We start from the raw sequence: 25,961 nt of genomic DNA on the forward strand, positions 1-25,961 counted from the left end.
AACTATTAATCTTATGAATGCCCTCACATGCAAGCGTGTGTGGCCGGGCTGCGTCCTACAGAAATGACCGCAAAGTCGCATTTCAACCCGCATTTAGGGCGATTGACAATTGTCGGAAATTCCGTGAAGGTGGCGTACCCAAATCAAACGGGCGTATGAATTGAGCGTTTGTATTGCAGACTGCTCCTACAGAATCCCGACTATCGCGTTGGCGGGTGTGCCGGGTGGATGGGTGTCAGCATCGACGAAAAAGCGTCCTGCCGAGCCATTTGCCTGCGTCCGACGTGTACTGTTCAGCTTCCATATCGTGGAGATCAGTTGATGATTTACGAAGGTAAAGCCATCACGGTTAAAGCTCTTGAAAGTGGCATCGTCGAATTGAAATTCGACCTCAAGGGTGAGTCCGTCAACAAGTTCAACCGTCTTACCCTGAACGAACTGCGTCAGGCCGTAGACACCATCAAGGCAGATGCTTCGATCAAGGGCGTGATCGTCAGCAGTGGCAAGGACGTGTTCATCGTCGGCGCCGACATCACCGAATTTGTCGACAACTTCAAGCTGCCGGATGCCGAGCTGGTTGCTGGCAATCTCGAAGCCAACAAGATCTTCAGCGATTTCGAAGACCTCAACGTTCCGACCGTCGCCGCGATCAATGGCATAGCCCTGGGTGGCGGCCTGGAAATGTGCCTGGCAGCGGACTACCGCGTCATGTCGACCAAGGCCAAGATCGGTCTGCCGGAAGTCAAACTGGGCATTTACCCGGGCTTCGGCGGTACCGTGCGTCTGCCGCGTCTGATCGGTGCCGACAACGCCATCGAGTGGATTGCCGCCGGCAAGGAAAACCGTCCTGAAGACGCGCTGAAAGTCGGCGCCGTCGATGCCGTGGTTGCCCCTGAAAAACTGCAGGATGCCGCCCTTGAACTGATCAAACGCGCCGTCTCCGGCGAGTTCGACTACAAGGCCAAGCGCCAGCCGAAGCTGGAAAAGCTCAAGCTGAACGCCATTGAGCAAATGATGGCTTTCGAAACCGCCAAAGGTTTCGTGGCTGGCCAGGCTGGCCCGAACTACCCGGCCCCGGTCGAAGCGATCAAGACCATCCAGAAAGCCGCGAACTTCGGTCGTGACAAGGCGCTGGAAGTCGAAGCCGCAGGTTTCGTGAAACTGGCCAAGACCTCTGCCGCGCAGAGCTTGATCGGTCTGTTCCTGAACGATCAGGAACTGAAGAAAAAGGCCAAGGCCTACGACGAAATCGCCAAAGACGTGAAGCAGGCTGCCGTACTGGGTGCCGGCATCATGGGTGGCGGTATCGCCTATCAGTCGGCTTCCAAAGGTACGCCGATCCTGATGAAAGACATCAACGAGCACGGCATCGAGCAAGGTCTGGCTGAAGCCGCCAAGCTGCTGGTCGGTCGCGTTGATAAAGGCCGCATGACCGCCGCGAAAATGGCTGAAGTGCTCAACGGCATTCGTCCGACCCTGTCCTACGGTGATTTCGGTCACGTCGACCTGGTCGTTGAAGCCGTGGTCGAGAACCCGAAGGTCAAGCAAGCCGTTCTGGCGGAAGTCGAAGACAAGGTTAAAGAGGACACCATCCTCGCGTCCAACACCTCGACCATTTCCATCAGCCTGCTGGCCAAGGCCCTCAAGCGTCCGGAAAACTTCGTCGGCATGCACTTCTTCAACCCGGTGCACATGATGCCGCTGGTGGAAGTGATCCGTGGCGAGAAGTCCAGCGAGCTGGCGATTGCCACCACCGTTGCCTACGCCAAGAAAATGGGCAAGAACCCGATCGTCGTCAACGACTGCCCGGGCTTCCTGGTCAACCGCGTACTGTTCCCGTACTTCGGCGGTTTCGCCAAGCTGGTCAGCGCTGGTGTGGACTTCGTCCGTATCGACAAGATCATGGAGAAATTCGGCTGGCCGATGGGCCCGGCATACCTGATGGACGTGGTCGGTATCGACACCGGCCACCACGGTCGTGACGTAATGGCCGAAGGCTTCCCGGACCGTATGAAGGACGACCGTCGTTCGGCCATCGACGTGCTTTACGAAGCCAAGCGTCTGGGTCAGAAGAACGGCAAGGGCTTCTATGCCTACGAGGCCGACAAGAAAGGCAAGCAGAAGAAAGTCGCCGACCCGTCGGTACTGGAAGTGCTCAAGCCGATCGTCTACGAGCAGCGCGAAGTCACTGACGAAGACATCATCAACTGGATGATGATCCCGCTGTGCCTGGAAACCGTGCGTTGCCTGGAAGACGGCATCGTCGAAACCGCCGCCGAAGCCGACATGGGTCTGGTCTACGGTATTGGTTTCCCTCCATTCCGTGGCGGTGCGCTGCGCTACATCGACTCGATCGGTGTTGCCGAGTTCGTTGCCCTGGCCGACCAGTACGCTGATTTGGGCGCGCTGTACCACCCGACCGCGAAGCTGCGCGAAATGGCCAAGAACGGCCAGAGCTTCTTCGGTTAAGCGCCCCCAACTAGAGTGAGAGTGAACTTATGAGCTTGAATCCTAGAGACGTCGTGATTGTCGACTTCGGTCGTACTCCGATGGGCCGCTCCAAGGGCGGCATGCACCGCAACACCCGCGCCGAAGACATGTCGGCGCACCTGATCAGCAAACTGCTGGAACGCAACACCAAGGTCGATCCTGCCGAAGTCGAAGACGTGATCTGGGGCTGTGTGAACCAGACCCTGGAACAAGGCTGGAACATCGCGCGCATGGCGTCGCTGATGACCCAGATCCCGCACACCTCGGCCGGCCAGACCGTCAGCCGTCTGTGCGGCTCGTCGATGAGCGCGCTGCACACCGCTGCGCAAGCGATCATGACCGGCAACGGTGACGTGTTCGTGGTTGGCGGCGTCGAGCATATGGGTCACGTGAGCATGATGCACGGTGTCGATCCGAACCCGCACATGTCTCTGTACGCCGCGAAAGCCTCGGGCATGATGGGTCTGACCGCTGAAATGCTGGGCAAAATGCACGGCATCACTCGCGAACAGCAGGACGCCTTTGGCGTGCGTTCCCACCAGTTGGCCCACAAGGCGACTGTGGAAGGCAAGTTCAAGGACGAAATCATTCCGATGCAGGGTTACGACGAGAACGGTTTCCTGAAAACCTTCAACTACGACGAAACCATTCGTCCGGAAACCACCCTGGAAAGTCTGGCGGCTCTGAAGCCGGCGTTCAATCCAAAGGGCGGCACCGTGACTGCCGGTACTTCGTCGCAGATCACCGATGGTGCTTCGTGCATGATCGTGATGTCGGCACAGCGTGCGCAGGACCTGGGCATTCAGCCGCTGGCCGTGATTCGTTCGATGGCGGTGGCAGGTGTGGATCCGGCGATCATGGGCTATGGTCCGGTACCGGCGACTCAGAAAGCACTGAAACGTGCCGGCCTGGGTATCAACGATATCGACTTCTTCGAGCTCAACGAAGCGTTCGCCGCACAGGCCCTGCCAGTGCTGAAAGACCTGAAAGTGCTCGACAAGATGAATGAGAAGGTTAACCTGCACGGCGGCGCGATCGCCCTGGGTCACCCGTTCGGTTGCTCCGGTGCCCGTATTTCCGGAACCTTGCTGAACGTGATGAAGCAGAATGGCGGCACCTTCGGGGTGGCCACCATGTGCATTGGCCTCGGCCAAGGCATCTCCACCGTCTTCGAACGCGTTTAAGCGTCTCGTCGATGGAAGCCGGGGCCAAGTGCCCCGGTTTTTGTTTTTGCGGATTTATTTTTGTTTTTATTTTGAAAAAATTTGAGTGAGGGCCGAAGCATGCCGATACAACCTGGGCTCTACCAACATTACAAAGGTCCGCAGTACCGCGTATTCAGTGTTGCGCGGCATTCCGAGACCGAAGAAGAAGTGGTCTTTTACCAAGCCCTGTATGGCGATTACGGCTTTTGGGTACGTCCCTTGAGCATGTTCCTGGAGTCCGTCGAGGTTGACGGGGAGCGGGTCCCACGCTTTGCTTTGGTGCAAGCCGAACCGAGCCTTTTTTCGAAGCCGTAAGGCGAGTGCGCGCAAAACCCTGCGCTTGACCTCACCTTGTAGCCACTATATATAGCGGTGCCGCGTCAGGCGCCAACCGCCTTTCACTTCTAGAATTCAGGAATTTTCTGATCCATGGGCAAATCGCTGGTCATTGTGGAATCCCCGGCTAAGGCCAAGACCATCAACAAGTATCTGGGCAACCAATACGTGGTGAAGTCGAGTATCGGCCATATCCGAGACCTGCCCACCAGCGGTTCGGCTAGCGCCAGCAAGGAGCCTGCCGCCAAGCGCGGCAAGGCTGCTGCGGGCGAAGCGCCAGCGCTGTCGCCGAAAGAGAAGGCGCGCAAGCAGCTGGTCTCGCGCATGGGTGTCGATCCCGAGCATGGCTGGAAAGCCAAGTACGAGATCCTCCCGGGCAAGGAAAAGGTCATCGAAGAGCTGCGCCGGCTCGCCAAGGATGCTGACACCATCTATCTCGCAACCGACTTGGATCGCGAGGGGGAAGCCATTGCCTGGCACCTGCGCGAAGCCATCGGTGGTGACGACAGCCGCTACAAGCGCGTGGTGTTCAACGAAATCACCAAGAAGGCGATTCAGGAAGCCTTCTCGGAGCCGGGCGAACTCGACATCGATCGAGTGAACGCGCAGCAGGCCCGTCGTTTCCTCGATCGTGTCGTTGGCTACATGGTCTCGCCACTGCTGTGGGCCAAGATCGCCCGTGGCCTGTCCGCCGGTCGCGTGCAATCGGTTGCGGTGAAACTGGTGGTCGAGCGTGAGCGTGAGATTCGTGCGTTCAACCCGGAAGAGTACTGGGAAGTGCATGCCGACCTCGGCACCGCCAAAGGCTCGACCGTGCGTTTCGAAGTGGCTCGCGAGAAGGGCGAAGCCTTCAAGCCGCTGAACGAAGCGCAGGCGACGGCCGCGCTGGAGAAGCTCAAATCCTCCAGCTACAGCATCGTCAAGCGTGAAGACAAGCCGACCAGCAGCAAGCCTTCGGCACCGTTCATCACCTCCACACTGCAGCAGGCCGCGAGCAACCGCCTGGGCTTCGGTGTGAAGAAAACCATGATGATGGCCCAGCGTCTCTACGAAGCCGGGTACATCACTTATATGCGTACCGACTCGACCAACCTCTCGGCTGATGCCGTGGCGATGGCGCGCGATTACATCGAAACCGAGTTCGGCAAGAAGTACCTGCCGGAGTCGCCGAACGTCTACAGCAGCAAGGAAGGCGCACAAGAGGCTCACGAAGCGATTCGTCCTTCCGACGCCAACACCACGCCAGCCAAGCTGGCCGGCATGGAGCGCGACGCTGAGCGCCTTTACGAGCTGATCTGGCGCCAGTTCCTGGCTTGCCAGATGCTGCCGGCGCAATACCTGTCGACCACCGTCAGCGTCGCTGCCGGTGACTTCGAGCTGCGCGCCAAGGGCCGCATCCTGAAGTTCGACGGTTACACCCGCGTGCTGCCGCAAATCACCAAGCCTGGCGACGATGACGTTCTGCCCGACATGGCGCAGGGCGACGTGATGAAGCTGATCAAGCTCGATCCGTCCCAGCACTTCACCAAGCCGCCGGCCCGTTATTCGGAAGCCAGCCTGGTGAAGGAAATGGAAAAGCGCGGCATCGGCCGTCCTTCGACCTACGCAGCGATCATCTCGACCATTCAGGATCGCGGCTACGTGACCCTGCACAACCGTCGTTTCTATTCGGAAAAGATGGGCGACATCGTTACCGAGCGTCTGTCGGAAAGCTTCTCGAACCTCATGGACTACGGCTTCACCGCCGGCATGGAAGAGAACCTCGATGACGTCGCCCAAGGCGAGCGCGACTGGAAAAACGTGCTGGACGAGTTCTACGGCGACTTCAAGAAAAAACTCGAAGTGGCGGAGAATCCGGAAGCCGGCATGCGTGCCAATCAGCCGGTGATGACCGACATTCCGTGCACCACCTGCGGCCGTCCAATGCAGATTCGTACTGCGTCGACCGGCGTGTTCCTCGGCTGCTCGGGTTACAGCCTGCCGCCTAAAGAGCGCTGCAAGGCGACAGTCAACCTGGTGCCGGGCGATGAAATTGCGGCGGACGACGAGGGTGAGTCGGAATCCCTGGTACTGCGCGGCAAGCATCGCTGCCCGATCTGCAGCACAGCGATGGACGCCTACCTGCTCGACGAGAAGCGCAAGCTGCACATCTGCGGTAACAACCCGGATTGCGCCGGCTACGAAATCGAAGAAGGCAGCTACCGCATCAAGGGCTACGAAGGTCCGAGCCTGGAATGCGACAAATGCGGCAGCGAGATGCAGCTCAAGACCGGCCGTTTCGGCAAGTTCTTCGGTTGCACCAACCCGACGTGCAAGAACACCCGCAAGCTGCTGAAGAGCGGTGATGCGGCGCCGCCGAAGATGGATCCGGTGAAGATGCCTGAGCTGAAATGCGAAAAGGTCAACGACACCTACATCCTGCGTGACGGTGCATCCGGTCTGTTCCTGGCCGCCAGCCAATTCCCGAAAAACCGCGAGACCCGTGCTCCGCTGGTGATCGAAATTCTGCCGCACAAGGACGAGATCGATCCGAAGTACCACTTCTTGTGCGACGCGCCGCAGAAAGATCCGGATGGTTTGCCAGCCGTGATCCGCTACAGCCGCAAGACCAAGGAGCAATACGTCCAGACCGAAGTCGACGGCAAGCCGACTGGTTGGAAAGCGTTCTTTGACGGTGGCAAGTGGACGGTCGAAGACAAGCGTCCGGCGAAAGCCAAGGCTTGAACTGACTCTGACCTTGTAATGGGCTGATGTTATCGGCCCAATACAACAAAAGGCCGCATGACAACCTTCGGGTTTTCATGCGGCCTTTTTGTTTAAAGCTTGCGGTCGGATCGGCTGATCCATGACACTGTCCGGCCTGTGTGAAGCAATTATTTCGTTGTGGAGAGTGCCGACATGGCCCACGAACTCTATACCCGTACCAATCAGAAGATCTATTTCGCGGGTTTGTCGCTGGAAGCGCTGGCCAGGGCCGAAGAGGGGCGGGCGATGAATTCGCTGGCGCTGATTCAGGCCGGGCGCGAATCCGCACTGTTTCATCTCTACGGTGCGTTGTTGGGGCTGTGTCATGAAATCGCCGGCTTCTACCGTCTGCCGCAAGCCAGTGCGTCGCGGGCGGAATCCCTGCTGACCCGCGAAGTGCTGGAGTCGATTGCCATTCCGGAGTTGGCGGAGATGATTGAGCTGGCGGGCAATCCGGAGACCTGGCTGTCTAAGTTGCTGGCTGCACACTCGGCGCTGTTTCAGCCGCCACGGGTGCCACATAAGCCGAAGGGCGATGTGACGCAGCCGTTGATTCAAGCCGTGAATCTGGATGAGGAAGAGGTGGTTGAAGAGTTGAGCCGTGAAGAGCTCGAAAGCTGGCGGCAGAACCTCAAGGGGCTGGCGATCCGTTTCCGTGAAGGCTTGAACGAGTGCTGAGGAACTGTGGACTGGCGGCGACGAGAGGCGTGCTGCTGGTCAAGATCCTGAGCGAAGCCTGAATGATGTCTATATAATCCCTGCCTTTCGTGGAGAACAGACCTATATGCCAACGTCCTTTCTAGAAATTGTCGAGCTACCAGACGGCCGAATCGAACTGCGCAGGGCCGAGGACGAGGGTTCTCTGGTGACTCTGGATTTCTCCGAGGATGCCAAGGCGTTTCTGCAGGGGCAGCACGTTGAAATTGCCAAAGCGATGTTGAGCGTCGGCGTGCAAATGGCAGGGCGTATGGTTGAAGGCGAATTCGATAAGGATGAGGGGCCGCGGGTTCTTCATTGATCCGCTGTCTGTCAGTTACTGCTCCAGATCGGCTTCTCTATCCCTGGAGAAGCCCAGCGCTTTACATGGCGCGCATTGTTGCTGAATCACCCCAGACGAATGTTCAGGCTTTGAGCGTCCCCGGTGCGGGCGGCGCTGATCAGTTGTTGCCGCGCCCCTGCGCTCAGTGGATTTAGCCACGTGACGACCGTGTGGCTGCGGCCCAGGCGTAATGCTTCGCAGGCCAGTTGCTGAGCGCTTTGAGCGCCGCGCGGTTGTAACAGCAGGATGCGTTCGCGATTCAATCCTGCGTCCCGCAGCCAGGTCTGGGTCAGGCTGGCTGGCGGTGCAATCAGGGTCAGCCAGCGTGCGTCCTGATCCTCACTCAATTCGCGAAGAATCGGTGCCAGCAGGTTCAGGCAGTTCCCGGCCGCGCCACGCAGTGACAGTTCACTGAATGCTTCGGGTTCTACATTCCATGTACGCTCGGTTACATCCTTGAGGATGGGGGCAAGCGGTTGTGCCAGGAATGCCTCGAACAACGGCAGTTGTGTTTGCTGAGGTACGTGTGGGAACTGCATAAAGCCTCCTTTAGCGGCGGATGACGCCGACACTCAAGCCTTCGATGACCAGTTCCTGGTCTTTCAGGTTGACTTCGATAGGGGCGAACTCGGGGTTTTCGGCAATCAGCCAGACTTTGCTGCCGTCACGCTTGAAGCGTTTGACGGTGACTTCGTCGCCGATCCGGGCAACCACGATCTGACCGTTGCGTGCCTCGCGGGTGGTGTGAACCGCCAGCAGGTCGCCGTCGAAAATCCCGATGTCCTTCATGCTCATCCCGTGGACGCGCAACAGGTAGTCGGCACGTGGATGAAAGAAGGCCGGATTGATGTTGCAGGACTCTTCGATGTGCTGCTGGGCGAGAATCGGCGCGCCGGCAGCCACTCGACCGATGATCGGCAGGGTGGATTCGTCGACCTTGGCTTCGAAGCCAGGGATGCGAATGCCGCGAGAGGCGCCGGGAGTCATCTCGATCGCGCCTTTGCGGGCAAGTGCCTTGAGGTGCTCTTCGGCCGCGTTGGGCGATTTGAATCCCAGTTCCTGAGCGATTTCCGCACGGGTCGGCGGGTAGCCGTTGTCTTCGAGGCAGCGTTTGATAAAGGCCAGAATCTCGGCTTGGCGTGGCGTCAGCTTAAGCATATTGATCGCTCTGTCTTTTTATACAGTGACTGGGATTATATACAGTGAAGCAGTCTTGGCAATGATCGTTTTTTGCCATGCCGCCGGACGGTCAGTGACGACGCTGATTAATGTGGCGTCCTTGTTGTGGTTAAATAACTGACCGACCATTCCCAAAACGAACTGGCAGGCTTGACAAGGCATAGGCTGAAACGTATGTTTCAAACAAGTGTTTGTCAGGCGGAGTAGCCATGGCCCAGTCGGAAACCGTTGAACGCATTCTTGATGCTGCAGAACAGCTGTTCGCGGAAAAAGGTTTCGCTGAAACCTCATTGCGTCTGATCACCAGCAAGGCAGGGGTCAACCTCGCTGCGGTGAACTATCACTTTGGCTCGAAGAAGGCGCTGATCCAGGCGGTTTTCTCGCGCTTCCTCGGTCCGTTCTGCATCAGCCTCGACAAAGAGCTGGAGCGCCGCCAGGCCAAACCAGAGAACAAGCCTTCGCTCGAAGAGCTGCTGGAAATTCTCGTCGAGCAAGCGCTAGTGGTTCAGCCACGCAGCGGCAACGATCTGTCGATCTTCATGCGCTTGCTCGGTCTGGCATTCAGTCAGAGTCAGGGTCACTTGCGCCGTTATCTGGAGGACATGTACGGCAAGGTTTTCCGTCGCTACATGTTGCTGGTGAACGAAGCTGCACCGCGCATTCCTCCTATCGAACTGTTCTGGCGCGTGCACTTCATGCTCGGTGCCGCAGCATTCAGCATGTCGGGTATCAAGGCCCTGCGTGCGATTGCCGAGACCGATTTCGGCGTCAACACCTCCATCGAGCAGGTGATGCGTCTGATGGTGCCGTTCCTGGCAGCCGGCATGCGTGCCGAAACCGGCGTCACCGACACGGCGATGGCCACTGCGCAGTTGCGACCACGCAGCAAGTCCGCACCGGCACCTGCCAAGGTTTAACCGTCCATGGGTGGGCGCGGCAGCTGACATCCGCTAAGCTAGCCGCCCATGTCGACTCTCGTTCTGAACCCGTCCCTCATTGAAATCACCAACCCGCCGGGCCATGCCCCAGCTGGTGATTTCGTGGGCGACGGGTTTTTCGTTTTCAAGGAATCTCTATGACTGCTGGCCTGCAAGGCTCGTTGATGGTGGACGTCGCCGGTACCTGGCTGACGGCTGAAGATCGCCAATTGTTGCGCCAGCCCGAAGTGGGCGGCCTGATCATCTTTGCCCGCAACATCGAGCATCCGCGTCAGGTGCGTGAGCTGAGCGCGGCGATCCGTGCCATTCGTCCGGACTTGCTGTTGGCTGTCGATCAGGAAGGCGGTCGCGTTCAGCGTCTGCGTCAGGGCTTCGTCCGATTGCCAGCCATGCGCGCCATCGCTGACAACCCGAACGCCGAGTATCTGGCCGAGCAATGCGGCTGGATCATGGCTACTGAAGTGCTGGCAGTCGGACTCGACCTGAGTTTTGCTCCTGTGTTGGATCTGGATTACCAGCGCAGTGCTGTAGTTGGCACCCGTTCGTTCGAGGGCGATCCGGAGCGCGCCGCGCTACTCGCCGGTGCTTTCATCAAAGGCATGAACAGCGCCGGTATGGCCGCCACCGGCAAGCATTTCCCCGGCCACGGCTGGGCGGAAGCCGACTCCCACGTCGCAATCCCCAACGACGAGCGCAGCCTCGAAGAGATCCGCGCCAACGACCTCGTGCCGTTCGCCAGGCTCAGAAAGCAACTGGCCGCCGTCATGCCGGCTCACGTGATTTATCCGCAAGTCGACGCACAGCCCGCCGGTTTCTCCCGGCGCTGGTTGCAGGACATCCTGCGCGGTGAGCTGCAGTTCGACGGCGTTATCTTCAGCGATGACCTGTCGATGGCCGGCGCGCATGTAGTGGGCGACGCCGCCAGCCGTATCGAAGCCGCGCTCAGTGCCGGTTGCGACATGGGCCTGGTGTGCAACGACCGAGCAGCCGCCGAACTGGCCCTGAGCGCCGCGCAGCGCATGAAGGTCAAGCCGTCCCCGCGGATCGCACGTATGTGCGGTCAGGCGTTCGCCAACACCGAATACCGTCAGGATCCGCGCTGGCTGACCGCTGTCGGCGCGCTCAAAGACGCTCAACTGATCGATTAAGGATTTTTTCGCTATGACGGTTTACGCAATCATTGGCGGCACCGGCCTGACCCAGCTGGAAGGCCTGAGCATTCGTCAGTCGCTGGCGGTGGATACGCCTTATGGCGCGCCATCGGCCGAGGTTCAGATTGGCGAATACGCCGGCAAGGAAGTGCTGTTCCTCGCTCGTCACGGTCACCCGCATCGCTTCCCGCCGCACAAGGTCAACTATCGCGCCAATCTATGGGCGTTGAAGCAGGCTGGAGCCGAAGCGGTCATCGCGGTCAACGCCGTGGGCGGGATTCATCCTGCAATGGGCACCGGACATTTCTGCGTGCCGCATCAGATCGTGGACTACACCAGCGGCCGTGAGCACACCTATTTCGCGGATGATCTGGAACATGTCACACACATCGACTTCAGCTTTCCCTACAGCGAACCGCTACGTCAGCAACTGATTGCTGCGTTGGCCGCTGAGGGCTGCGAATACAGCGATCAAGGTGTGTATGCCTGCACTCAGGGCCCGCGTCTGGAAACCGTGGCCGAGATCGTACGGCTGGAGCGTGACGGCTGCGATATCGTCGGCATGACCGGCATGCCGGAAGCGGCGCTGGCCCGTGAGCTGGATTTGGATTACGCCTGCCTGTCGCTGGTGGTGAACCCGGCAGCGGGCAAGACCACTGAAGTGATCACCATGGCCGAGATCGAGCAGGCGTTGCACGATGGCATGGGCAAGGTGAAGTCGACGTTGGCGCGGGTGCTCAAAGGCTGAGTCTGGCGTCAGATGCGAGCAAGCTCGCTCCCACAGGATTTACGCAAGTCCAGTGAGAGCGAGCTTGCTAGCGATGGCTTTCCTGCTGACGCTGAGAATCTCAGCGCTTTTCAAGCTTGTCCGGCAGCGGTGCAAACAGCGCCTCGATATCATCGCTCTGCAATTTCCAGTCCCCGGCCTTGCGCCCATCCAGCACGCCGGCCGCCAGGTCGGATTTTTCCCGCTGCAAGTGCTGAATTTTCTCTTCGACCGTGCCCCGGGCAATCATCTTGTAGACGAACACCGGTTTTTCCTGACCAATGCGATACGCGCGGTCGGTTGCCTGATTCTCGGTCGCCGGGTTCCACCACGGATCGTAGTGAATCACCGTATCCGCTTCCGTCAGGTTCAGACCCACGCCGCCAGCCTTCAGGCTGATGAGAAAGATCTGACGCTTGCCGCTCTGGAATTCCTTCACTGGTGTACGCCGATCACGGGTCTGTCCCGTCAGCAGTGCATAGGCGACATTGCGTTTTTTCAGCTCGTCCTCGATCAGTGACAGCATTGAAGTGAATTGCGAAAACAGCAGAATCCGCCGGCCTTCCTCAAACAACTCCTCGAGCATTTCCATCAGGCTGTCGAGCTTGCCTGAGGTGCTGCCGCGAGCGGGCAGGGTGGCGTCATTGACCAGGCGCAAATCGCAGCAAACCTGCCGCAGCTTGAGCAGTGCTTCCAGAATGATGATCTGACTGCGCGCCACGCCTTTGCGGGTGATCTCGTCGCGAACCTTCTTGTCCATGGCCAGGCGCATGGTTTCGTACACGTCGCGCTGCGCTTCGTTGAGTTCGACCCAATGGATGATCTCGGTTTTCGGCGGCAGCTCGGTCGCGACCTGTTCCTTGGTGCGGCGCAGCAGGAACGGTTTGATCCTACCGTTGAGGTGTTGAAGTCTGACTTCACTGGCGCGCTTTTCGATCGGCACGCGGTAATCGGCGTTGAAGCTTTTGACGTCGCCGAGCCAGCCGGGGAGCAGGAAGTGGAACAGCGACCACAGTTCGCCCAAGTGATTTTCCAGCGGCGTCCCGCTCAGGCACAGACGCTGACGAGCGTTCAATTCGCGGGCTGCCTGGGCGGCTTTGCTGTTCGGGTTCTTGATGTACTGCGCCTCATCCAGCACCAGCACGTGCAGTGGCTGCCGGGCCAGACGTTCGACATCCTTGGGCAGCAGCGCATAAGTGGTGAGGATCAAGTCATATTCGGCCAGATGCTCGAAATGCTTTTTACGGCTGGCACCGTACAGGGCGACAACCTTGAGCTGTGGCGTGAAGTGCGCTGCTTCATCGAGCCAGTTGGGAATCAGGCTGGTAGGCATCACCACCATGCAGGGCCGATCCAGGCGTCCGGCGTTCTTCTCGCTGAGAATATGTGCCAGCGTCTGTAGGGTTTTACCCAGGCCCATGTCATCCGCGAGAATCCCGCCGACCTCAAGTTGCCGCAGCGACTGCATCCAGCTCAAGCCTTCGAGCTGATAAGGGCGCAGCGTTGCATTCAGTCCCTTCGGTGCTTTGGCGCTGTAATCGCGGATGTCGCGCAAGCGTTGGGCGAAGCTGCGAATCTGCTCGCCACCCTCCCACAGCAGGGGAATGCCTTCCAGCGAATTCAGGCGCGTGGCGTCGGCCTTGCTCAGGCGCAGGGTGGTCTCGCCGGGCTCTTGTAGATAGAACTCGCCAAGGGTTGCCAGCACCGGCTTCAGCCGGCCGAGGGGCAGGGCGACCTGCAACGGCCCGTGCTCGCTGTTGCGTTGCGGGATGTTCACCAGAATCAGTTCATCGTCGCGACGGCGAGCGAGACGTTCCGGGTTGAGGATTTCCGTGTGCGAGCGCATCAGATTGAGCAGGATCGGCAGCAGGCTCAGGCGCTCGCCATTGACGATGATCCCCAGCTCCAGATCGAACCAGTCACGCTCCGGCGTCTGCTCTACGGTGGCGTACCAGTCGTCTACGGCAGTCAGGTCGAAGCCGAATTCATCGTCGACCAGCAGCTCCCAGCCCTGGGTGCGCAGCTTCGGCAGATCGTTGAGGGTGAACGTCAGCCAGGCGCTGTCGTTGACCATCTCGTAGAGTTCGCCGGCGCTTTCCGGCAGGGCCTTGCTCTGCCGGGTGGCGATGCGAAAACCGAGGATTCGCAGCTGCTCGCGGTAGCTTTGCTCGACATCCGGATGGCGTTTGACCCGCAGGGTCTGGGCTTCCTGGCGAATCAGGATGTCGCTGTTTTTCTGGCCGCTGACGTATTCGTCGAGGTAGCTGAAGGACAGCGCCGCACGGTGCTGGATGTAACGCTGCATCTTGCCGTTGCGCGGTTCAAACGCGCTGAACTCGACGCTCGCCAGCCACAGGCGCGGCACTGGTTGCACATTGTCCACCAGCACTTGCGGCGGCGCCTTCGGGCTGCGGTTTTCCAGCACGGCCTGGAGTTTTTCCAGCAGTTCGGCGTCTTTGGCGGCGGCGGGGTATTCGAGGGTTTCCTGCACTTGCAGCAGCACCGCCGCGCAATGTTTGCAGTTGCTGTGCACCGGGCATGTGCAAGTGGCGTCGACCATCAGCAGCGTGCCTTTGGCTGACTCACGTAGATGAATCGTCTGACGGTAGACATTACCGCCAGAGCCTTCGCAGCTGGCGGTAATGGTCGCATCGCCGACCTGCACGATCCGCACCCGGTTTTCCAGCGCGTAGCGGCGGCCACGCTCCAGACTTTGTTCCTTGAATCGGCTGACCCAAGAGGATGCCAGCGGTTTGCTCAGAGGCGAAGACATAAGGACTTCTATCAGTCCGGAACGACTTCAGGCGCTTCCCGAGGCGCGGGCGCCGTCAGTGAAGTGATCTTGATCAGCAGGGCCAGATGGCCATTGTCGAGGTAGTTGAGCTGGCCGTTCTTGGTGTGGCTGTCCTGTTTCAGGCGCTCGCTGGCGGTGACCATGCCGTTGGCGTCGATCTGATTGACCCAGAAGTCGGCGTTCACGTCGGTGAAGCGCCCGAGCTTCATTTCAATCGTGCCTTCGATCGGGAATTGGCCGAACTGCTCCTGACCTTCGCTGACCGCGACCTTCGCCGGCGTTTCGCCGAGTGTCTGTTGCCAGGCCTTGTGCATCAGCACGCTGTACTCGCCGCTGGCGGTGAGTTTGGTCACTACGTCGTTCAGCGCTGGGGTGCGTTTGCTGTCATCGCCCAAACGTTGGGCACCGGCCGCCCAGTCTTCGGGTGCGGCGCGGCTGACAATCGCCGGAACTGCGTTCTGGCGCACCAGAATCATTTCGACCTGATAAAGGTCATCAGCAAAGACCGAAGGGGCTACCAATGTCAGCAGCAAAGTCAGAGAGCGGAACAGGCGCATTTGGCGTCCTTCAAACAGATTTCGGGATGAGGCGCTCGAACAGCGCCTCCACAGTATTAAAGCGCTCTTCCGGGCGCTCCATCGGCACCTGGAACTTGAACATCGTGGCGCCTTCGAATTTGTAGCGTTTTGGCTGGCTCTGGATCAGTTTGATCAGGGTCATCGGGTCGACCGGCGTCTGCGCCGCGAACTCGATGCGCCCACCTTGCGGTCCGCCATCGACTTTCTTGATGCCCAACTGCTCGGCCTGCAATTTCAGCGCCGTGATGCGCACCAGATTCTTGGTCGGCTCCGGCAGCAGGCCGAAGCGGTCGATCATCTCGACTTGCAGATCCTTCAGGCCTTCCTCGTCGGTGGCCGAAGCGATGCGTTTGTAGAGGATCAGGCGTGCATGCACGTCCGGCAGGTAATCTTCCGGAATCAGCGCCGGCACCCGCAGGTTGACTTCCGGGCCGCCACCGAGCGGTTGGTCGAGGTTCGGCTGTTCGCCTTTGCGGATCGATTTCACTGCACGCTCAAGCATTTCCATGTACAGCGTGAAACCCACGGCCTGAATCTGGCCGCTCTGACCATCGCCCAGCAGTTCGCCGGCGCCACGGATTTCCAGGTCGTTGGTGGCCAGCACGAAGCCCGCGCCCAAATCCTGAGTATTGGCAATCGCCTCCAGGCGTTTTTCCGCATCGCCAGTGATTTGCTGGCGCGGCGGGGTCAGCAGGTAGGCGTAAGCCTGGTGGTGACTACGGCCAACGCGACCGCGCAACTGGTGCAACTGCGCCAGTCCGAATTTGTCGGCGCGCTCGATGATGATGGTGTTGGCGCTCGGCACGTCGATGCCGGTCTCGATGATGGTCGAGGCGATCAGCACGTTGAAGCGCTTGTGGTAGAAGTCGCTCATCACCTGTTCGAGTTCGCGTTCGCGCATCTGCCCGTGGCCGATGCCGATCCGCGCTTCCGGCACCAGTTCGGCCAGGTCGGCGGCGCACTTCTCGATGGTTTTCACGTCGTTGTGCAGGTAATAGACCTGACCGCCGCGCAGCAGCTCACGCAGCAAGGCCTCTTTGACCGTGCTCTTGTTCTGCTCCATGACGAAGGTGCGCACCGACAAGCGTCGCGCCGGGGGGGTGGCGATGATCGACAGATCGCGCATGCCTGACACCGCCATGTTCAGCGTGCGCGGAATCGGCGTGGCGGTCAGCGTAAGAATGTCGACTTCGCTGCGCAGGGCTTTGAGCTGTTCCTTCTGACGGACACCGAAACGGTGCTCTTCGTCGATGATCACAAGGCCCAGGTTTTTGATTTTCACATCGTCGGAGAGCAGTTTGTGCGTGCCGATGACGATATCAATATTGCCCTCAGCCAGATCGGCCACCGCCGCGTTCACTTCCTTGGCCGACTTGAAGCGGCTCATCACCTCCACGGTCACCGGCCAGTCGGCGAAGCGGTCGCGGAAGCTGTTGTAATGCTGCTGGGCGAGCAGGGTGGTCGGCACCAGAATCGCCACTTGTTTGCCGCCGTGCACCGCGATGAACGCGGCGCGCATGGCCACTTCGGTCTTGCCGAAACCGACGTCGCCGCAGACCAGGCGATCCATCGGTTTCGGCGCGAGCATGTCTTCGCGCACGGCTTCGATGGTGGATTGCTGGTCCGGGGTTTCTTCGAACGGGAAACCGGCGCTGAAGGTCGCGTAATCGGCCTTCGGGTCGGCAAATGCGTAGCCTTCGCGGGCGGCACGACGGGCATAAATGTCGAGCAATTCGGCAGCCACGTCGCGCACTTGCTCGGCCGCCTTGCGCTTGGCTTTCTGCCAGGTCTCGGAGCCGAGGCGGTGCAATGGGGCCAGCGCATCGTCGCTGCCGGTATAACGGGCGATCAAATGCAGGTTGGCCACCGGCACGTAAAGCTTGGCGTTCTCGGCGTATTCGAGGGTCAGGAATTCGGCAGCCTGATTATCGATTTCCAGAATCGTCAGGCCGAGATAGCGACCGACACCGTGGTCGATGTGCACCACCGGCGCGCCTTCGCGCAGCTCGGTGAGGTTCTTGATCACGGCATCGTTGTTGGCGTCGGCGCGTTTTTCGCGACGGCGACGCTGCATCACGCGCTGGCCAAACAACGGACTCTCGGCAACGAGTGCCAGCGCCGGGTCATCCAGCATCAGGCCTTCGTCGAGCGGGGCAATGGTGATCGCCAGGCGATCCTTGCTCGCGACGAAATCCGGCCAGCTGTCGACGGTTTTCGGGCGCAGCTTCAGGCGCTCCAGCAGTTCCAGCAGCACTTCGCGGCGACCGGCAGACTCGGCGGTAAACAGCACGCGTCCAGGAAACTCGTCGAGGAATGTGGACAGTGCAGCCAGCGGTTGACTGGCCTTGGCTTCGATCGCCAGATTCGGCAACACCTGTGCCGGGAATCGCTCGCGGCCGGCGCCGGTTTCCACGTCCTGCTGACTCGCGACGACGCGCGGCCAGTTCTTCAGACGGGCGAAGCAGTCTTCCACCGGCAGGAACAGTTCAGCCGGTGGCAATAAAGGACGGGATGGATCGACGCGGCGCTCTTCATAGCGATTGCGCACATCGTTCCAGAAATTTTCCGCCGCTTGCTCGATGCCTGGCAGCGAGAACACTTGAGTGTCCTGCGGCAGGTAATCGAACAGGGTCGAGGTTTCTTCGAAGAACAGCGGCAGGTAGTACTCGATGCCGGCCGGCGTGATGCCGCTGCTCAGGTCCTGAAAGATCGGGCAGCGTCGGAAGTCGACGTCGAAACGCTCGCGAAAACGCGCCTTGAAGCGGGTGACCGCATCTTTCTGTAGCGGGAATTCCTTGGCGGGCAGCAGCTTGACCGAATCGACCTTGTCGATGGAACGCTGGGTTTCCGGGTCGAAAGTGCGCAAGGTTTCGATTTCGTCGTCGAACAAGTCGATGCGATACGGCAGTTTGCTGCCCATCGGGAACAGGTCAATCAGTGCACCGCGCACCGTGAATTCGCCGTGTTCGTAGACCGTGTCGACGTAGCGATAGCCGCTGGATTCAAGCCGCGAGCGCATTTGCTCGACATCGAGCTTCTGGCCTACATCCAGCACCAGGCTGCTGCCGAGCAGGTATTTGGTGGGTGCCAGTCGATGCAGGGCGGTGGTGATCGGCACCACCAGCACGCCATGTTCCAGCTCCGGCAGTCTATAAAGGCTGGCGATGCGCTGGGAGATGATGTCCTGGTGCGGCGAGAACAGGTCGTAGGGCAGGGTTTCCCAGTCCGGGAAATGCAGCACCGGCAAATCCGGGGCGAAGAAACTCAGCTCCTGCTCCAGCCGTTCGGCACTCTGGCTGTCGGCGGTCAGTAGCAACGTGAAGCGCTTGGCGGCGCTGGCAGCCTCGGCAATCGCCAGGCTCAGGGCGGCACCGGGGAGGTTGCCCCAGTGCTGTTTACCTGCCGCAGCAGGGAGAAGCGGTAGACGCAGAACAGGCACGGAAGGTTGAGCTCCAGGCGTTGCGACAAAGTCGGTAATTGTAGCGGCGTCCGGTGCCGCCTGTCAGTTGCAGACTGCGTCTATCTACGCTGTTTGGGAGAAATGTAGTGGTAACCATAAAAAGCAGCGCTTTTTTTACGGTTATGTAGTGCCGAAAGTGAGCGGTGTTACGGAGGGTTACAGACATCGTCTAACAGTCGTCGAAAAACTGGCTGCGCTGGAAGCCCCGGTTTTACTGGGCTGGCGGAGAGGGTTATTTTTTTTGACGGGATTTTGTTACCGATTGCGCGACAGGCGCGCATTGCTACAAGAGGTTCTCGGCGGCATAATGTAGCCCCTTTTTTCTGCCCCTACATGTGGAAGGTTACCGTGACTCAGAAGCCCGACCAGTGTCTTGGTGAATGGATCGACCGTGAAGCACTCGCAGAAGCGATGATTCCGCTTATCGGTCAGCTCTACCGCAACAACAACGTGGTGAGCTCGATCTATGGCCGCAGCCTGATCAACCAGTCTGTCATCGCGATTCTCAAAGCCCACCGCTTTGCTCGCCACCGCTCTTCCGACGACAGCGAACTCTCCGTCCACGAAACATTCCCTCTTCTGAAGGCCATGAGCGAGTTGAAGCTCGGCGCGGCTTCGGTGGATATGGGCAAGTTGGCGTTCAAGTTCCGCGCTGAAGGCAATGGCCGCACCGCCGAACAATTCGTTCGTGAAGAACTGGCCGATGTCGTTGGTCAGCAGAACGCTTCCGCGCGTAAAGGCACCGACGTCGTGCTGTACGGCTTCGGTCGTATCGGTCGTCTGCTGGCGCGCATCCTCATCGAAAAAACCGGTGGTGGCGACGGCTTGCGTCTGCGTGCCATCGTGGTGCGCAAGGGCTCTGAAAACGACTTGGTCAAGCGTGCCAGCCTGCTGCGTCGTGACTCGGTTCACGGCCCGTTCGATGGCACCATCACCATCGACGAAGAAAACAACACCATCACCGCCAACGGCAACCTGATCCAGGTTATCTACGCCAAGAGCCCGAGCGAAGTCGACTACACCCAGTACGGCATCGAAAACGCTCTGATCGTGGACAACACGGGTGTATGGCGTGACGCCGACGGTCTGGGTCAGCACCTGGCGTGCCCGGGCGCTGCCCGCGTAATTCTCACCGCACCGGGTAAAGGCGCGTTGAAGAACATCGTTCACGGCATCAACCATGGCGACATCACGCCTGACGACAAGATCATCTCGGCGGCGTCCTGCACCACCAACGCCATCGTGCCGGTGCTCAAGGCCGTCAACGACCAGTACGGCATCGTCAACGGCCACGTTGAAACCGTTCACTCGTTCACCAACGACCAGAACCTGATCGACAACTTCCACAAGGGCAGCCGTCGTGGCCGCGCCGCGCCGCTGAACATGGTTATCACCGAGACCGGTGCCGCCACTGCCGCTGCCAAGGCGTTGCCAGTGCTCAAGGGCAAGCTGACCGGCAACGCGATTCGCGTTCCTACGCCAAACGTGTCGATGGCCATCCTGAATCTGAACCTGGAAAAGGCCACCACTCGCGAAGAAATCAACGAGTACCTGCGCCAGATGGCCATGCACTCGGATTTGCACAAGCAGATCGATTACGTCAGCTCGCAGGAAGTGGTTTCCACTGACTTCGTGGGCTCGCGTCATGCTGGTGTCGTGGATGCCGAGGCAACCATCACTCAGGATAACCGCGTTGTTCTGTACGTCTGGTACGACAACGAGTTCGGTTACAGCTGCCAGGTGGTTCGCGTGATGGAAGATATGGCCGGTGTAAACCCGCCAGCGTTCCCGCGCTAAGCCTTAGCTGCAAATGAAAACGCCCCGACTCTGGTCGGGGCGTTTTTGTTTGTGCGCGATTTGTCTCAGCGGGGGATAGCAGCTTGTGCCGTGCGCAGTTCGTGCCGGTTGCCACGGAACAGCACCAGCGTGGCGATCAGGCCCAATACGGCTGCGCCGCTGAGCCAGATCCCCGGTGCCGCCTTGTTGTCCAGCACGTGGATCAGATAGGTGCAGGCGGCCGGTGTGAAGCCACCGAAAGTCGCTGTGGCCAAGCTGTAAGCCAGCGAGAAACCAGTCGTACGCACTTCCACGGGCATGATTTCGGTCAGCGCCACCACCATGGCGCCGTTGTACGAGCCGTACAGGAACGACAACCACAGCTCGACGATCAGCAGATGGCTGAAGCTCGGATTTGCTACAAGCCACGACAGTGCCGGGTAAGCGGTCAGAATTGCCAGAATCGTCGCCGCCAGCAGTAGGGGTTTGCGCCCGACCTTGTCAGACACCGCGCCCATCACCGGCAGCCAGAAGAAGTTCGACAGGCCAATGCATACGGTCACCAACAACGCATCGAAGTCCGACAGGTGCAATTCCGCCTTGCCGAACGTCGGCGTGTAGGCGGTGATCAGGTAGAACGACACCGTCGTCATGACCACCAGCGCCATGCCGGCGATGACGATGCCAAAATTCTGGCCGATCGAGCGGACAATTTCCTGCAGGGTAGGGCGATGTTTACGCGCCTGGAACTCCGGGGTTTCCTCCAGCGAGCGACGGATGACGAAAATCACCGGGACGATCATGCAGCCGATCAGGAACGGCACGCGCCAGCCCCATTCACCCATCTGTTCCGGGCTTAGCCAGTGGTTGAGGCCGACACCGAGCAGGCCGGCAAACACCACGGCCGCTTGCTGGCTGGCGGACTGCCAGCTGACGAAGAAACCCTTGCGGCCCGGTGTGGCGATTTCCGCCAGGTACACCGACACACCGCCCAGTTCCACGCCGGCCGAGAAGCCTTGCAGCAATCGACCGAACAGCACGATCAGCGGCGCGGCGACCCCAAGGGTGGCGTAGCCCGGCACGCAGGCAATCAGAACGGTGCCGGCCGCCATCAGGGCCAGTGTGATGATCAGGCCCTGGCGCCGGCCATGCCGGTCGATGTAGGCACCGAGAAAAATCGCCCCCAGCGGGCGCATCAGAAAGCCCGCGCCGAACGTGGCCAGAGAAAGCATCAAGGAAGCGAAAGCGCTGTCCGTGGGGAAGAAGGTCTTGGCAATGGCCGTGGCGTAGAAGCCGTAGACCATGAAGTCGAACATCTCGAGAAAGTTGCCGCTGACAACGCGAAAAATCGCCTTGCCTTTGCCGGTCGTGGAAGACATGGGTAGGTACTCGCTCTAAATCTTGTAAGAAAGCATTGCGCTCGTAGCCCATAATGGCCGGCGCGGTTTTGCGGGGAGATGAAGAATTGTTAACTGGACGGTGGGGGATTCTCGTGCTGCTGACCGGGGTTTTGTCCGGCTGCGGCAACGGCGATTCCCTGGAGGCTTTCGGCGGCCCGACGATGGGCAGCACCTATTCGATCAAATACGTGCGCCACGCCAATCTACCTGCCCCGCAGGAGGTTCGTGTCGAAGTGGAAAAAATCCTCGCGGAGGTCGACCGGCAGATGTCGACTTATCGCGCGGACTCCGATATCTCGCGCTTCAATGCATTGCCGGCTGATCGCTGTCAGGTCATGCCTGCGCCGATCCTTGAATTGATCCGCGTGGGCGAGCAGCTGTCGCAACAAAGCGAAGGCTCCTACGACCTCACGGTAGAACCGCTGATGAATCTATGGGGTTTCGGCCCGCAGGGGCGTGAAGAAAAAGTCCCGGATGTGGAGGCGCTGGCCGAAGTGCGGCAACGGGTTGGCCATCAACACCTGCGTATCGATGGTGACCAGTTGTGCAAGGACGCGACGGTCGAGGTGGATTTCAACAGTATCGCCGCCGGTTACGCGGTTGACACCATTGCCGCGCGGCTCGAGGCTATGGGCATTCATGACTATCTCGCTGAAGCCACTGGCGAGCTCAAGGCATCTGGCAAGAAACTCGATGGCTCGCCGTGGCGTATTGCGCTGGAAGAGCCCCGTGACGATCAGCAAGTGGCAGAGCGCGTCATTGATGTCGATGGCTATGGCCTTTCCACGTCGGGCGACTACCGCAACTATTTTCAGCAGGATGGTCGGCGCTATTCCCACACCTTCGATGCCCGGACCGGTGCGCCGGTCCTACACCATCTGGCGTCAGTCACGGTGATTCATCCTTCAGCGTTGATGGCCGATGGACTATCGACGCTGTTGCTGATTCTCGGGCCTGAAAGGGCCTGGGACTATGCCGAAAAACACGACATTGGTGCATTCTTTGTGATTCGTGCCGATACAGGTTTCGTCACACGCACCAGTCACGCTTTCGAGCGGCTCAATGGCGCAAAAGTTGACTGAGAACAGTACGAAAGCTGGCGTTGTAGTGCAGGCAAAAGTAGCCTACGACGCGACCAAGGGTTAATGTGCGCGGCGTTGACGCTTCTATAGACTGTGTCCGGGTTTTCTACTGGCCCCCAATTGTTCCTTCGCGTCGTCGTTCGGCGTGATTTAGCCGCCGGTGCTGCTGGCACCGCGGCCTGTTCTGAGGAGTACGCATGGCTGTCTACAACTACGACGTGGTGGTGCTGGGTTCCGGCCCGGCGGGAGAAGGCGCGGCAATGAACGCCGCCAAAGCAGGGCGCAAGGTGGCGATGGTCGACAGCCGTCGTCAGGTCGGCGGCAACTGCACCCACCTGGGCACCATCCCGTCCAAGGCCCTGCGTCACTCGGTGCGGCAGATCATGCAGTTCAACACCAACCCGATGTTCCGTGCGATCGGCGAGCCGCGCTGGTTCTCCTTCCCGGACGTGTTGAAAAGCGCCGAGAAAGTCATCTCCAAACAAGTCGCTTCGCGTACCGGCTACTACGCCCGTAACCGCGTCGACGTGTTCTTCGGCACCGGCAGCTTCGCCGACGAGCAAACCATCGAAGTGGTCTGCGCCAACGGCGTGGTCGAGAAGCTGGTGGCCAAGCACATCATCATCGCCACCGGTTCGCGCCCTTATCGCCCGGCGGACATCGATTTCCACCACCCGCGTATCTACGATAGCGACACCATCCTCAGCCTCGGCCACACCCCGCGCAAACTGATCGTTTACGGTGCTGGTGTGATCGGCTGTGAATACGCCTCGATTTTCAGTGGTCTGGGTGTGTTGGTGGAACTGGTCGACAACCGTGGTCAGTTGCTGAGCTTCCTCGACTCGGAAATTTCCCAGGCGTTGAGCTACCACTTCAGCAACAACAACATCACCGTGCGTCACAACGAAGAGTATGACCGCGTCGAAGGCGTGGACAACGGTGTGATCCTGCACCTGAAGTCCGGCAAGAAGATCAAGGCCGACGCCTTGCTCTGGTGCAACGGCCGTACCGGTAACACCGATCAGTTGGGTCTGGAAAACATCGGGGTCAAGGTCAACAGCCGTGGCCAGATCGAAGTAGACGAGAACTATCGCACCTGCGTGCAGAACATCTATGGCGCCGGTGACGTGATCGGCTGGCCGAGCCTGGCCAGTGCCGCCCACGACCAGGGCCGTTCGGCCGCTGGCAGCATCGTCGACAATGGCAGCTGGCGTTTTGTGAATGATGTGCCGACCGGCATCTACACCATTCCGGAGATCAGCTCGATCGGCAAGAACGAGCAGGAGCTGACCCAGGCCAAAGTGCCGTACGAAGTGGGCAAGGCATTCTTCAAGAGCATGGCGCGTGCACAGATCGCCGGCGAGCCGCAAGGCATGCTGAAGATCCTGTTCCACCGTGAAACCCTGGAAGTGCTGGGCGTTCACTGCTTCGGTTATCAAGCGTCGGAGATCGTGCACATCGGTCAGGCGATCATGAACCAGCCGGGCGAACTGAATACCCTGAAGTACTTCGTCAACACGACGTTCAACTACCCGACCATGGCCGAAGCCTATCGGGTAGCGGCGTACGACGGCCTCAACCGGCTTTTTTGACGGGCTCCGGCCGGTGGCCTGAGCCGGCCGGGGAGACCGATTTCAGCAATTCCCGAGGGTGGCAGTGGCCAAACCGGGAAAGTCTGTAATCAGGCTGTCAACGCCGAAGTCTGCGAGTCTGCGCATCAGCGCAGGCTCGTTGACGGTCCACACCGACACATGCAGCCCCTGACGCTGCGCCTTTTGCAGGCGTTCCGGCGTACACAGGGTCCAGTTCAACGCCAGAATCTCGCAACCGTAGCTTTGCGCGACCTTCAACGGGTCGAGCCAGGCATATTCGGCCACCAGGCCGCGCGAGACGTCGGGCACCAGATCCAGCGCTGCCTTCAACACTTCCCGAGAGCTCGAGGTGATCGTCACCTTGTCGAGCAGTCCGTGCCTGACCGCCATTTCACGGATCGCCAGCACGGTGGTCGCGGCGCGGGTACGCGAAGCGCTTTTGACTTCCAGTTGCCAGTGCTCGAAATCGCATTTTTCGAACAGTTCTTCCAGCGTCGGGATCGGGCATGGCTTGATCCAGCCCGGACCGCCCTTGCGCGCGTCGTAGGTCACCAGATCGGCGGCGGTATGCTCGACCACCTTGCCGCGCCGGTCGGTGGTGCGCTTGAGGGTCGGATCGTGGATGACCATCAGCTCGCCGTCCTTGGACAGGTGCAGGTCCAGCTCGCAACGGCGCACGCCGTGCTTGAGACACTCCTGAAAACTGGTCAGGGTGTTTTCCGGTGCTTCGCCCTTGGCGCCGCGGTGGCCGTAGATAAGGGTCACGGTTCTTCCTTAATGATTTAGATGCCTGATTCGTTCTGTTCGCGGGCCAGACGTCGTTCCTGAGCCTGCTTCTGCAAGATATAGCGGGCGAGCAACTGGCGCTGGGCGTCGGTCAGGTGTTCGAACTCGGTGCCGACGTCGTAGCCGTCACCCTTGCGGTCGCAGTGGGTGACCCGGGCGCGCAGCAGCAAACCGTGGGCCTGAGGCATCAGAACCATTTTTACCGACAGGCGTGCACCCGTGGCAATCGGGGTTGGATGCTGGAAGTCGACCCCGCCTTCGGAAATGATCACCGGTTGCGGCTCGCCGATCTGCCCCAGGGCTGTCAGGGCAATCACCTGGCTCAGCAAATCTATGCGCTTGTTCTGGGATTTGAGGAACGCGGCGATGGCGCGGTCGCGCTCATTGATCTGGCGCAGCAAGTGCTGCGACTCGAATTCGCTCAGGTGCAGTTCGCTGAGCACGTTGAATAGTGGGGAAGCATCCTGCAACACTTCCTGGCCTGCGGCTTCAGCAGCGGACAGGGGCCGAATTTCCAGTGCGATCGAATCCTCGATACGGTAGTATTCGCGGCGATCTTCTTCATCTAATGTCGACATGGCGAACCCATGGTAGCGGCGGTGGTCTGAGTGTAAAGCTGGTTATCGACCCCCGCCACAAGGACG

General features: G+C 59.7%; 20 protein-coding genes. 12 read left to right on the top strand and 8 right to left on the bottom strand.

Annotated features, from left to right (window positions below):
- Nucleotides 1-321: 321 nt before the first annotated feature.
- The 6 genes from fadB to N8H71_RS26095 all read left to right on the top strand — a co-directional run bounded on the left by fadB (nt 322) and on the right by N8H71_RS26095 (nt 7,794).
- Nucleotides 322-2,469, top strand: coding sequence for a fatty acid oxidation complex subunit alpha FadB (gene fadB / locus N8H71_RS26070; protein WP_007953061.1), 2,148 nt, complete (start codon nt 322-324; stop codon nt 2,467-2,469).
- A 29-nt stretch (nt 2,470-2,498) separates the two neighbouring features.
- Nucleotides 2,499-3,674 carry an acetyl-CoA C-acyltransferase FadA gene (fadA, locus tag N8H71_RS26075; protein ID WP_262196195.1) on the top strand — a complete coding sequence of 392 codons (1,176 nt, stop codon included), beginning with the start codon at nt 2,499-2,501 and terminating at the stop codon, nt 3,672-3,674.
- 99 nt (nt 3,675-3,773) lie between these two features.
- On the top strand, nt 3,774-4,010 hold the full coding sequence (locus tag N8H71_RS26080; RefSeq protein WP_065260700.1) for a DUF1653 domain-containing protein: 237 nt from the start codon (nt 3,774-3,776) through the stop codon (nt 4,008-4,010).
- Between the two features lie 114 nt (nt 4,011-4,124).
- Nucleotides 4,125-6,755 carry a type I DNA topoisomerase gene (gene topA / locus N8H71_RS26085; protein WP_262196196.1) on the top strand — a complete coding sequence of 877 codons (2,631 nt, stop codon included), beginning with the start codon at nt 4,125-4,127 and terminating at the stop codon, nt 6,753-6,755.
- Nucleotides 6,756-6,929: 174 nt separating this feature from the next.
- On the top strand, nt 6,930-7,454 hold the full coding sequence (locus tag N8H71_RS26090) for a DUF6586 family protein (protein ID WP_262196198.1): 525 nt from the start codon (nt 6,930-6,932) through the stop codon (nt 7,452-7,454).
- 106 nt (nt 7,455-7,560) lie between these two features.
- Entirely contained in the window at nt 7,561-7,794 is a 234-nt protein-coding gene (locus N8H71_RS26095; protein WP_007953047.1) for a hypothetical protein, read from the top strand.
- Between the two features lie 86 nt (nt 7,795-7,880).
- Here the strand turns inward: N8H71_RS26095 and sulA are convergent, their stop codons facing one another.
- Entirely contained in the window at nt 7,881-8,354 is a 474-nt protein-coding gene (gene sulA / locus N8H71_RS26100; RefSeq protein WP_262196199.1) for an SOS-induced cell division inhibitor SulA, read from the bottom strand.
- Between the two features lie 10 nt (nt 8,355-8,364).
- Nucleotides 8,365-8,973 (bottom strand): transcriptional repressor LexA, encoded by a 609-nt coding sequence (gene lexA / locus N8H71_RS26105; protein WP_007953044.1) that lies wholly within the window; start codon nt 8,971-8,973, stop codon nt 8,365-8,367.
- Nucleotides 8,974-9,203: 230 nt separating this feature from the next.
- Between lexA and N8H71_RS26110 the strand changes: the two genes are divergently transcribed.
- From N8H71_RS26110 to N8H71_RS26120, 3 genes are all read left to right on the top strand, one after another.
- A complete protein-coding gene (locus N8H71_RS26110; protein WP_007953037.1) occupies nt 9,204-9,911 on the top strand; it encodes a TetR/AcrR family transcriptional regulator in 708 nt (235 codons plus the stop codon).
- 170 nt (nt 9,912-10,081) lie between these two features.
- The gene (gene nagZ, locus N8H71_RS26115; RefSeq protein ID WP_262196214.1) at nt 10,082-11,080 is read left to right on the top strand and encodes a beta-N-acetylhexosaminidase; all 999 of its coding nucleotides are present in this window, start codon (nt 10,082-10,084) and stop codon (nt 11,078-11,080) included.
- Between the two features lie 13 nt (nt 11,081-11,093).
- A complete protein-coding gene (locus N8H71_RS26120) occupies nt 11,094-11,831 on the top strand; it encodes an S-methyl-5'-thioinosine phosphorylase (RefSeq protein WP_262196200.1) in 738 nt (245 codons plus the stop codon).
- 100 nt (nt 11,832-11,931) lie between these two features.
- Here the strand turns inward: N8H71_RS26120 and N8H71_RS26125 are convergent, their stop codons facing one another.
- From N8H71_RS26125 to mfd, 3 genes are read right to left on the bottom strand one after another with little or no spacing between them, the layout of a single operon-like run.
- Nucleotides 11,932-14,622, bottom strand: a complete 2,691-nt coding sequence (locus N8H71_RS26125; protein WP_262196202.1) for a DEAD/DEAH box helicase — start codon at nt 14,620-14,622, stop codon at nt 11,932-11,934.
- Between the two features lie 11 nt (nt 14,623-14,633).
- Nucleotides 14,634-15,200 (bottom strand): peptidoglycan binding protein CsiV, encoded by a 567-nt coding sequence (locus N8H71_RS26130; RefSeq protein ID WP_262196203.1) that lies wholly within the window; start codon nt 15,198-15,200, stop codon nt 14,634-14,636.
- 10 nt (nt 15,201-15,210) lie between these two features.
- Nucleotides 15,211-18,660, bottom strand: a complete 3,450-nt coding sequence (gene mfd / locus N8H71_RS26135; protein WP_262196205.1) for a transcription-repair coupling factor — start codon at nt 18,658-18,660, stop codon at nt 15,211-15,213.
- 354 nt (nt 18,661-19,014) lie between these two features.
- Here mfd and N8H71_RS26140 point away from each other — a divergent pair, with 354 nt between their 5' ends.
- Nucleotides 19,015-20,478: a glyceraldehyde-3-phosphate dehydrogenase gene (locus N8H71_RS26140; RefSeq protein ID WP_262196206.1), complete on the top strand. Its 1,464-nt coding sequence runs from the start codon at nt 19,015-19,017 to the stop codon at nt 20,476-20,478.
- Nucleotides 20,479-20,543: 65 nt separating this feature from the next.
- Here N8H71_RS26140 and N8H71_RS26145 read toward each other — a convergent pair whose 3' ends face one another.
- On the bottom strand, nt 20,544-21,836 hold the full coding sequence (locus tag N8H71_RS26145) for an MFS transporter (protein ID WP_085654378.1): 1,293 nt from the start codon (nt 21,834-21,836) through the stop codon (nt 20,544-20,546).
- 53 nt (nt 21,837-21,889) lie between these two features.
- Here N8H71_RS26145 and N8H71_RS26150 point away from each other — a divergent pair, with 53 nt between their 5' ends.
- Together N8H71_RS26150 and sthA are read left to right on the top strand one after the other, a co-directional pair.
- Complete coding sequence (locus N8H71_RS26150; protein ID WP_262196208.1) at nt 21,890-22,939, top strand: FAD:protein FMN transferase; 1,050 nt, start codon at nt 21,890-21,892, stop codon at nt 22,937-22,939.
- 197 nt (nt 22,940-23,136) lie between these two features.
- Entirely contained in the window at nt 23,137-24,531 is a 1,395-nt protein-coding gene (gene sthA / locus N8H71_RS26155) for a Si-specific NAD(P)(+) transhydrogenase (RefSeq protein ID WP_007953019.1), read from the top strand.
- A gap of 42 nt (nt 24,532-24,573) precedes the next feature.
- On the opposite strand, the gene N8H71_RS26160 is transcribed toward sthA, so the two are convergent.
- Nucleotides 24,574-25,296 carry a glycerophosphodiester phosphodiesterase gene (locus N8H71_RS26160; RefSeq protein WP_085686810.1) on the bottom strand — a complete coding sequence of 241 codons (723 nt, stop codon included), beginning with the start codon at nt 25,294-25,296 and terminating at the stop codon, nt 24,574-24,576.
- Between the two features lie 17 nt (nt 25,297-25,313).
- Nucleotides 25,314-25,895, bottom strand: coding sequence for a PilZ domain-containing protein (locus tag N8H71_RS26165; protein WP_262196209.1), 582 nt, complete (start codon nt 25,893-25,895; stop codon nt 25,314-25,316).
- Nucleotides 25,896-25,961: the final 66 nt, after the last annotated feature.

Origin of the sequence: Pseudomonas koreensis (genome assembly GCF_025447595.1) — a bacterium.
Taxonomy (GTDB): domain Bacteria; phylum Pseudomonadota; class Gammaproteobacteria; order Pseudomonadales; family Pseudomonadaceae; genus Aquipseudomonas; species Aquipseudomonas koreensis_H.

What these genes read in the sequence shown, in the direction of transcription:
- sulA (WP_262196199.1), bottom strand. Translation starts at nt 8,354, where the DNA reads ATGCAGTTCCCACACGTACCTCAGCAAACACAACTGCCGTTGTTCGAG.
- N8H71_RS26080 (WP_065260700.1), top strand. Translation starts at nt 3,774, where the DNA reads ATGCCGATACAACCTGGGCTCTACCAACATTACAAAGGTCCGCAGTAC.
- N8H71_RS26090 (WP_262196198.1), top strand. Translation starts at nt 6,930, where the DNA reads ATGGCCCACGAACTCTATACCCGTACCAATCAGAAGATCTATTTCGCG.
- N8H71_RS26140 (WP_262196206.1), top strand. Translation starts at nt 19,015, where the DNA reads ATGTGGAAGGTTACCGTGACTCAGAAGCCCGACCAGTGTCTTGGTGAA.
- N8H71_RS26125 (WP_262196202.1), bottom strand. Translation starts at nt 14,622, where the DNA reads ATGTCTTCGCCTCTGAGCAAACCGCTGGCATCCTCTTGGGTCAGCCGA.
- N8H71_RS26110 (WP_007953037.1), top strand. Translation starts at nt 9,204, where the DNA reads ATGGCCCAGTCGGAAACCGTTGAACGCATTCTTGATGCTGCAGAACAG.
- topA (WP_262196196.1), top strand. Translation starts at nt 4,125, where the DNA reads ATGGGCAAATCGCTGGTCATTGTGGAATCCCCGGCTAAGGCCAAGACC.
- sthA (WP_007953019.1), top strand. Translation starts at nt 23,137, where the DNA reads ATGGCTGTCTACAACTACGACGTGGTGGTGCTGGGTTCCGGCCCGGCG.
- N8H71_RS26095 (WP_007953047.1), top strand. Translation starts at nt 7,561, where the DNA reads ATGCCAACGTCCTTTCTAGAAATTGTCGAGCTACCAGACGGCCGAATC.
- N8H71_RS26145 (WP_085654378.1), bottom strand. Translation starts at nt 21,836, where the DNA reads ATGTCTTCCACGACCGGCAAAGGCAAGGCGATTTTTCGCGTTGTCAGC.
- N8H71_RS26120 (WP_262196200.1), top strand. Translation starts at nt 11,094, where the DNA reads ATGACGGTTTACGCAATCATTGGCGGCACCGGCCTGACCCAGCTGGAA.
- fadB (WP_007953061.1), top strand. Translation starts at nt 322, where the DNA reads ATGATTTACGAAGGTAAAGCCATCACGGTTAAAGCTCTTGAAAGTGGC.
- N8H71_RS26165 (WP_262196209.1), bottom strand. Translation starts at nt 25,895, where the DNA reads ATGTCGACATTAGATGAAGAAGATCGCCGCGAATACTACCGTATCGAG.
- lexA (WP_007953044.1), bottom strand. Translation starts at nt 8,973, where the DNA reads ATGCTTAAGCTGACGCCACGCCAAGCCGAGATTCTGGCCTTTATCAAA.
- N8H71_RS26130 (WP_262196203.1), bottom strand. Translation starts at nt 15,200, where the DNA reads ATGCGCCTGTTCCGCTCTCTGACTTTGCTGCTGACATTGGTAGCCCCT.
- N8H71_RS26150 (WP_262196208.1), top strand. Translation starts at nt 21,890, where the DNA reads ATGGCCGGCGCGGTTTTGCGGGGAGATGAAGAATTGTTAACTGGACGG.
- fadA (WP_262196195.1), top strand. Translation starts at nt 2,499, where the DNA reads ATGAGCTTGAATCCTAGAGACGTCGTGATTGTCGACTTCGGTCGTACT.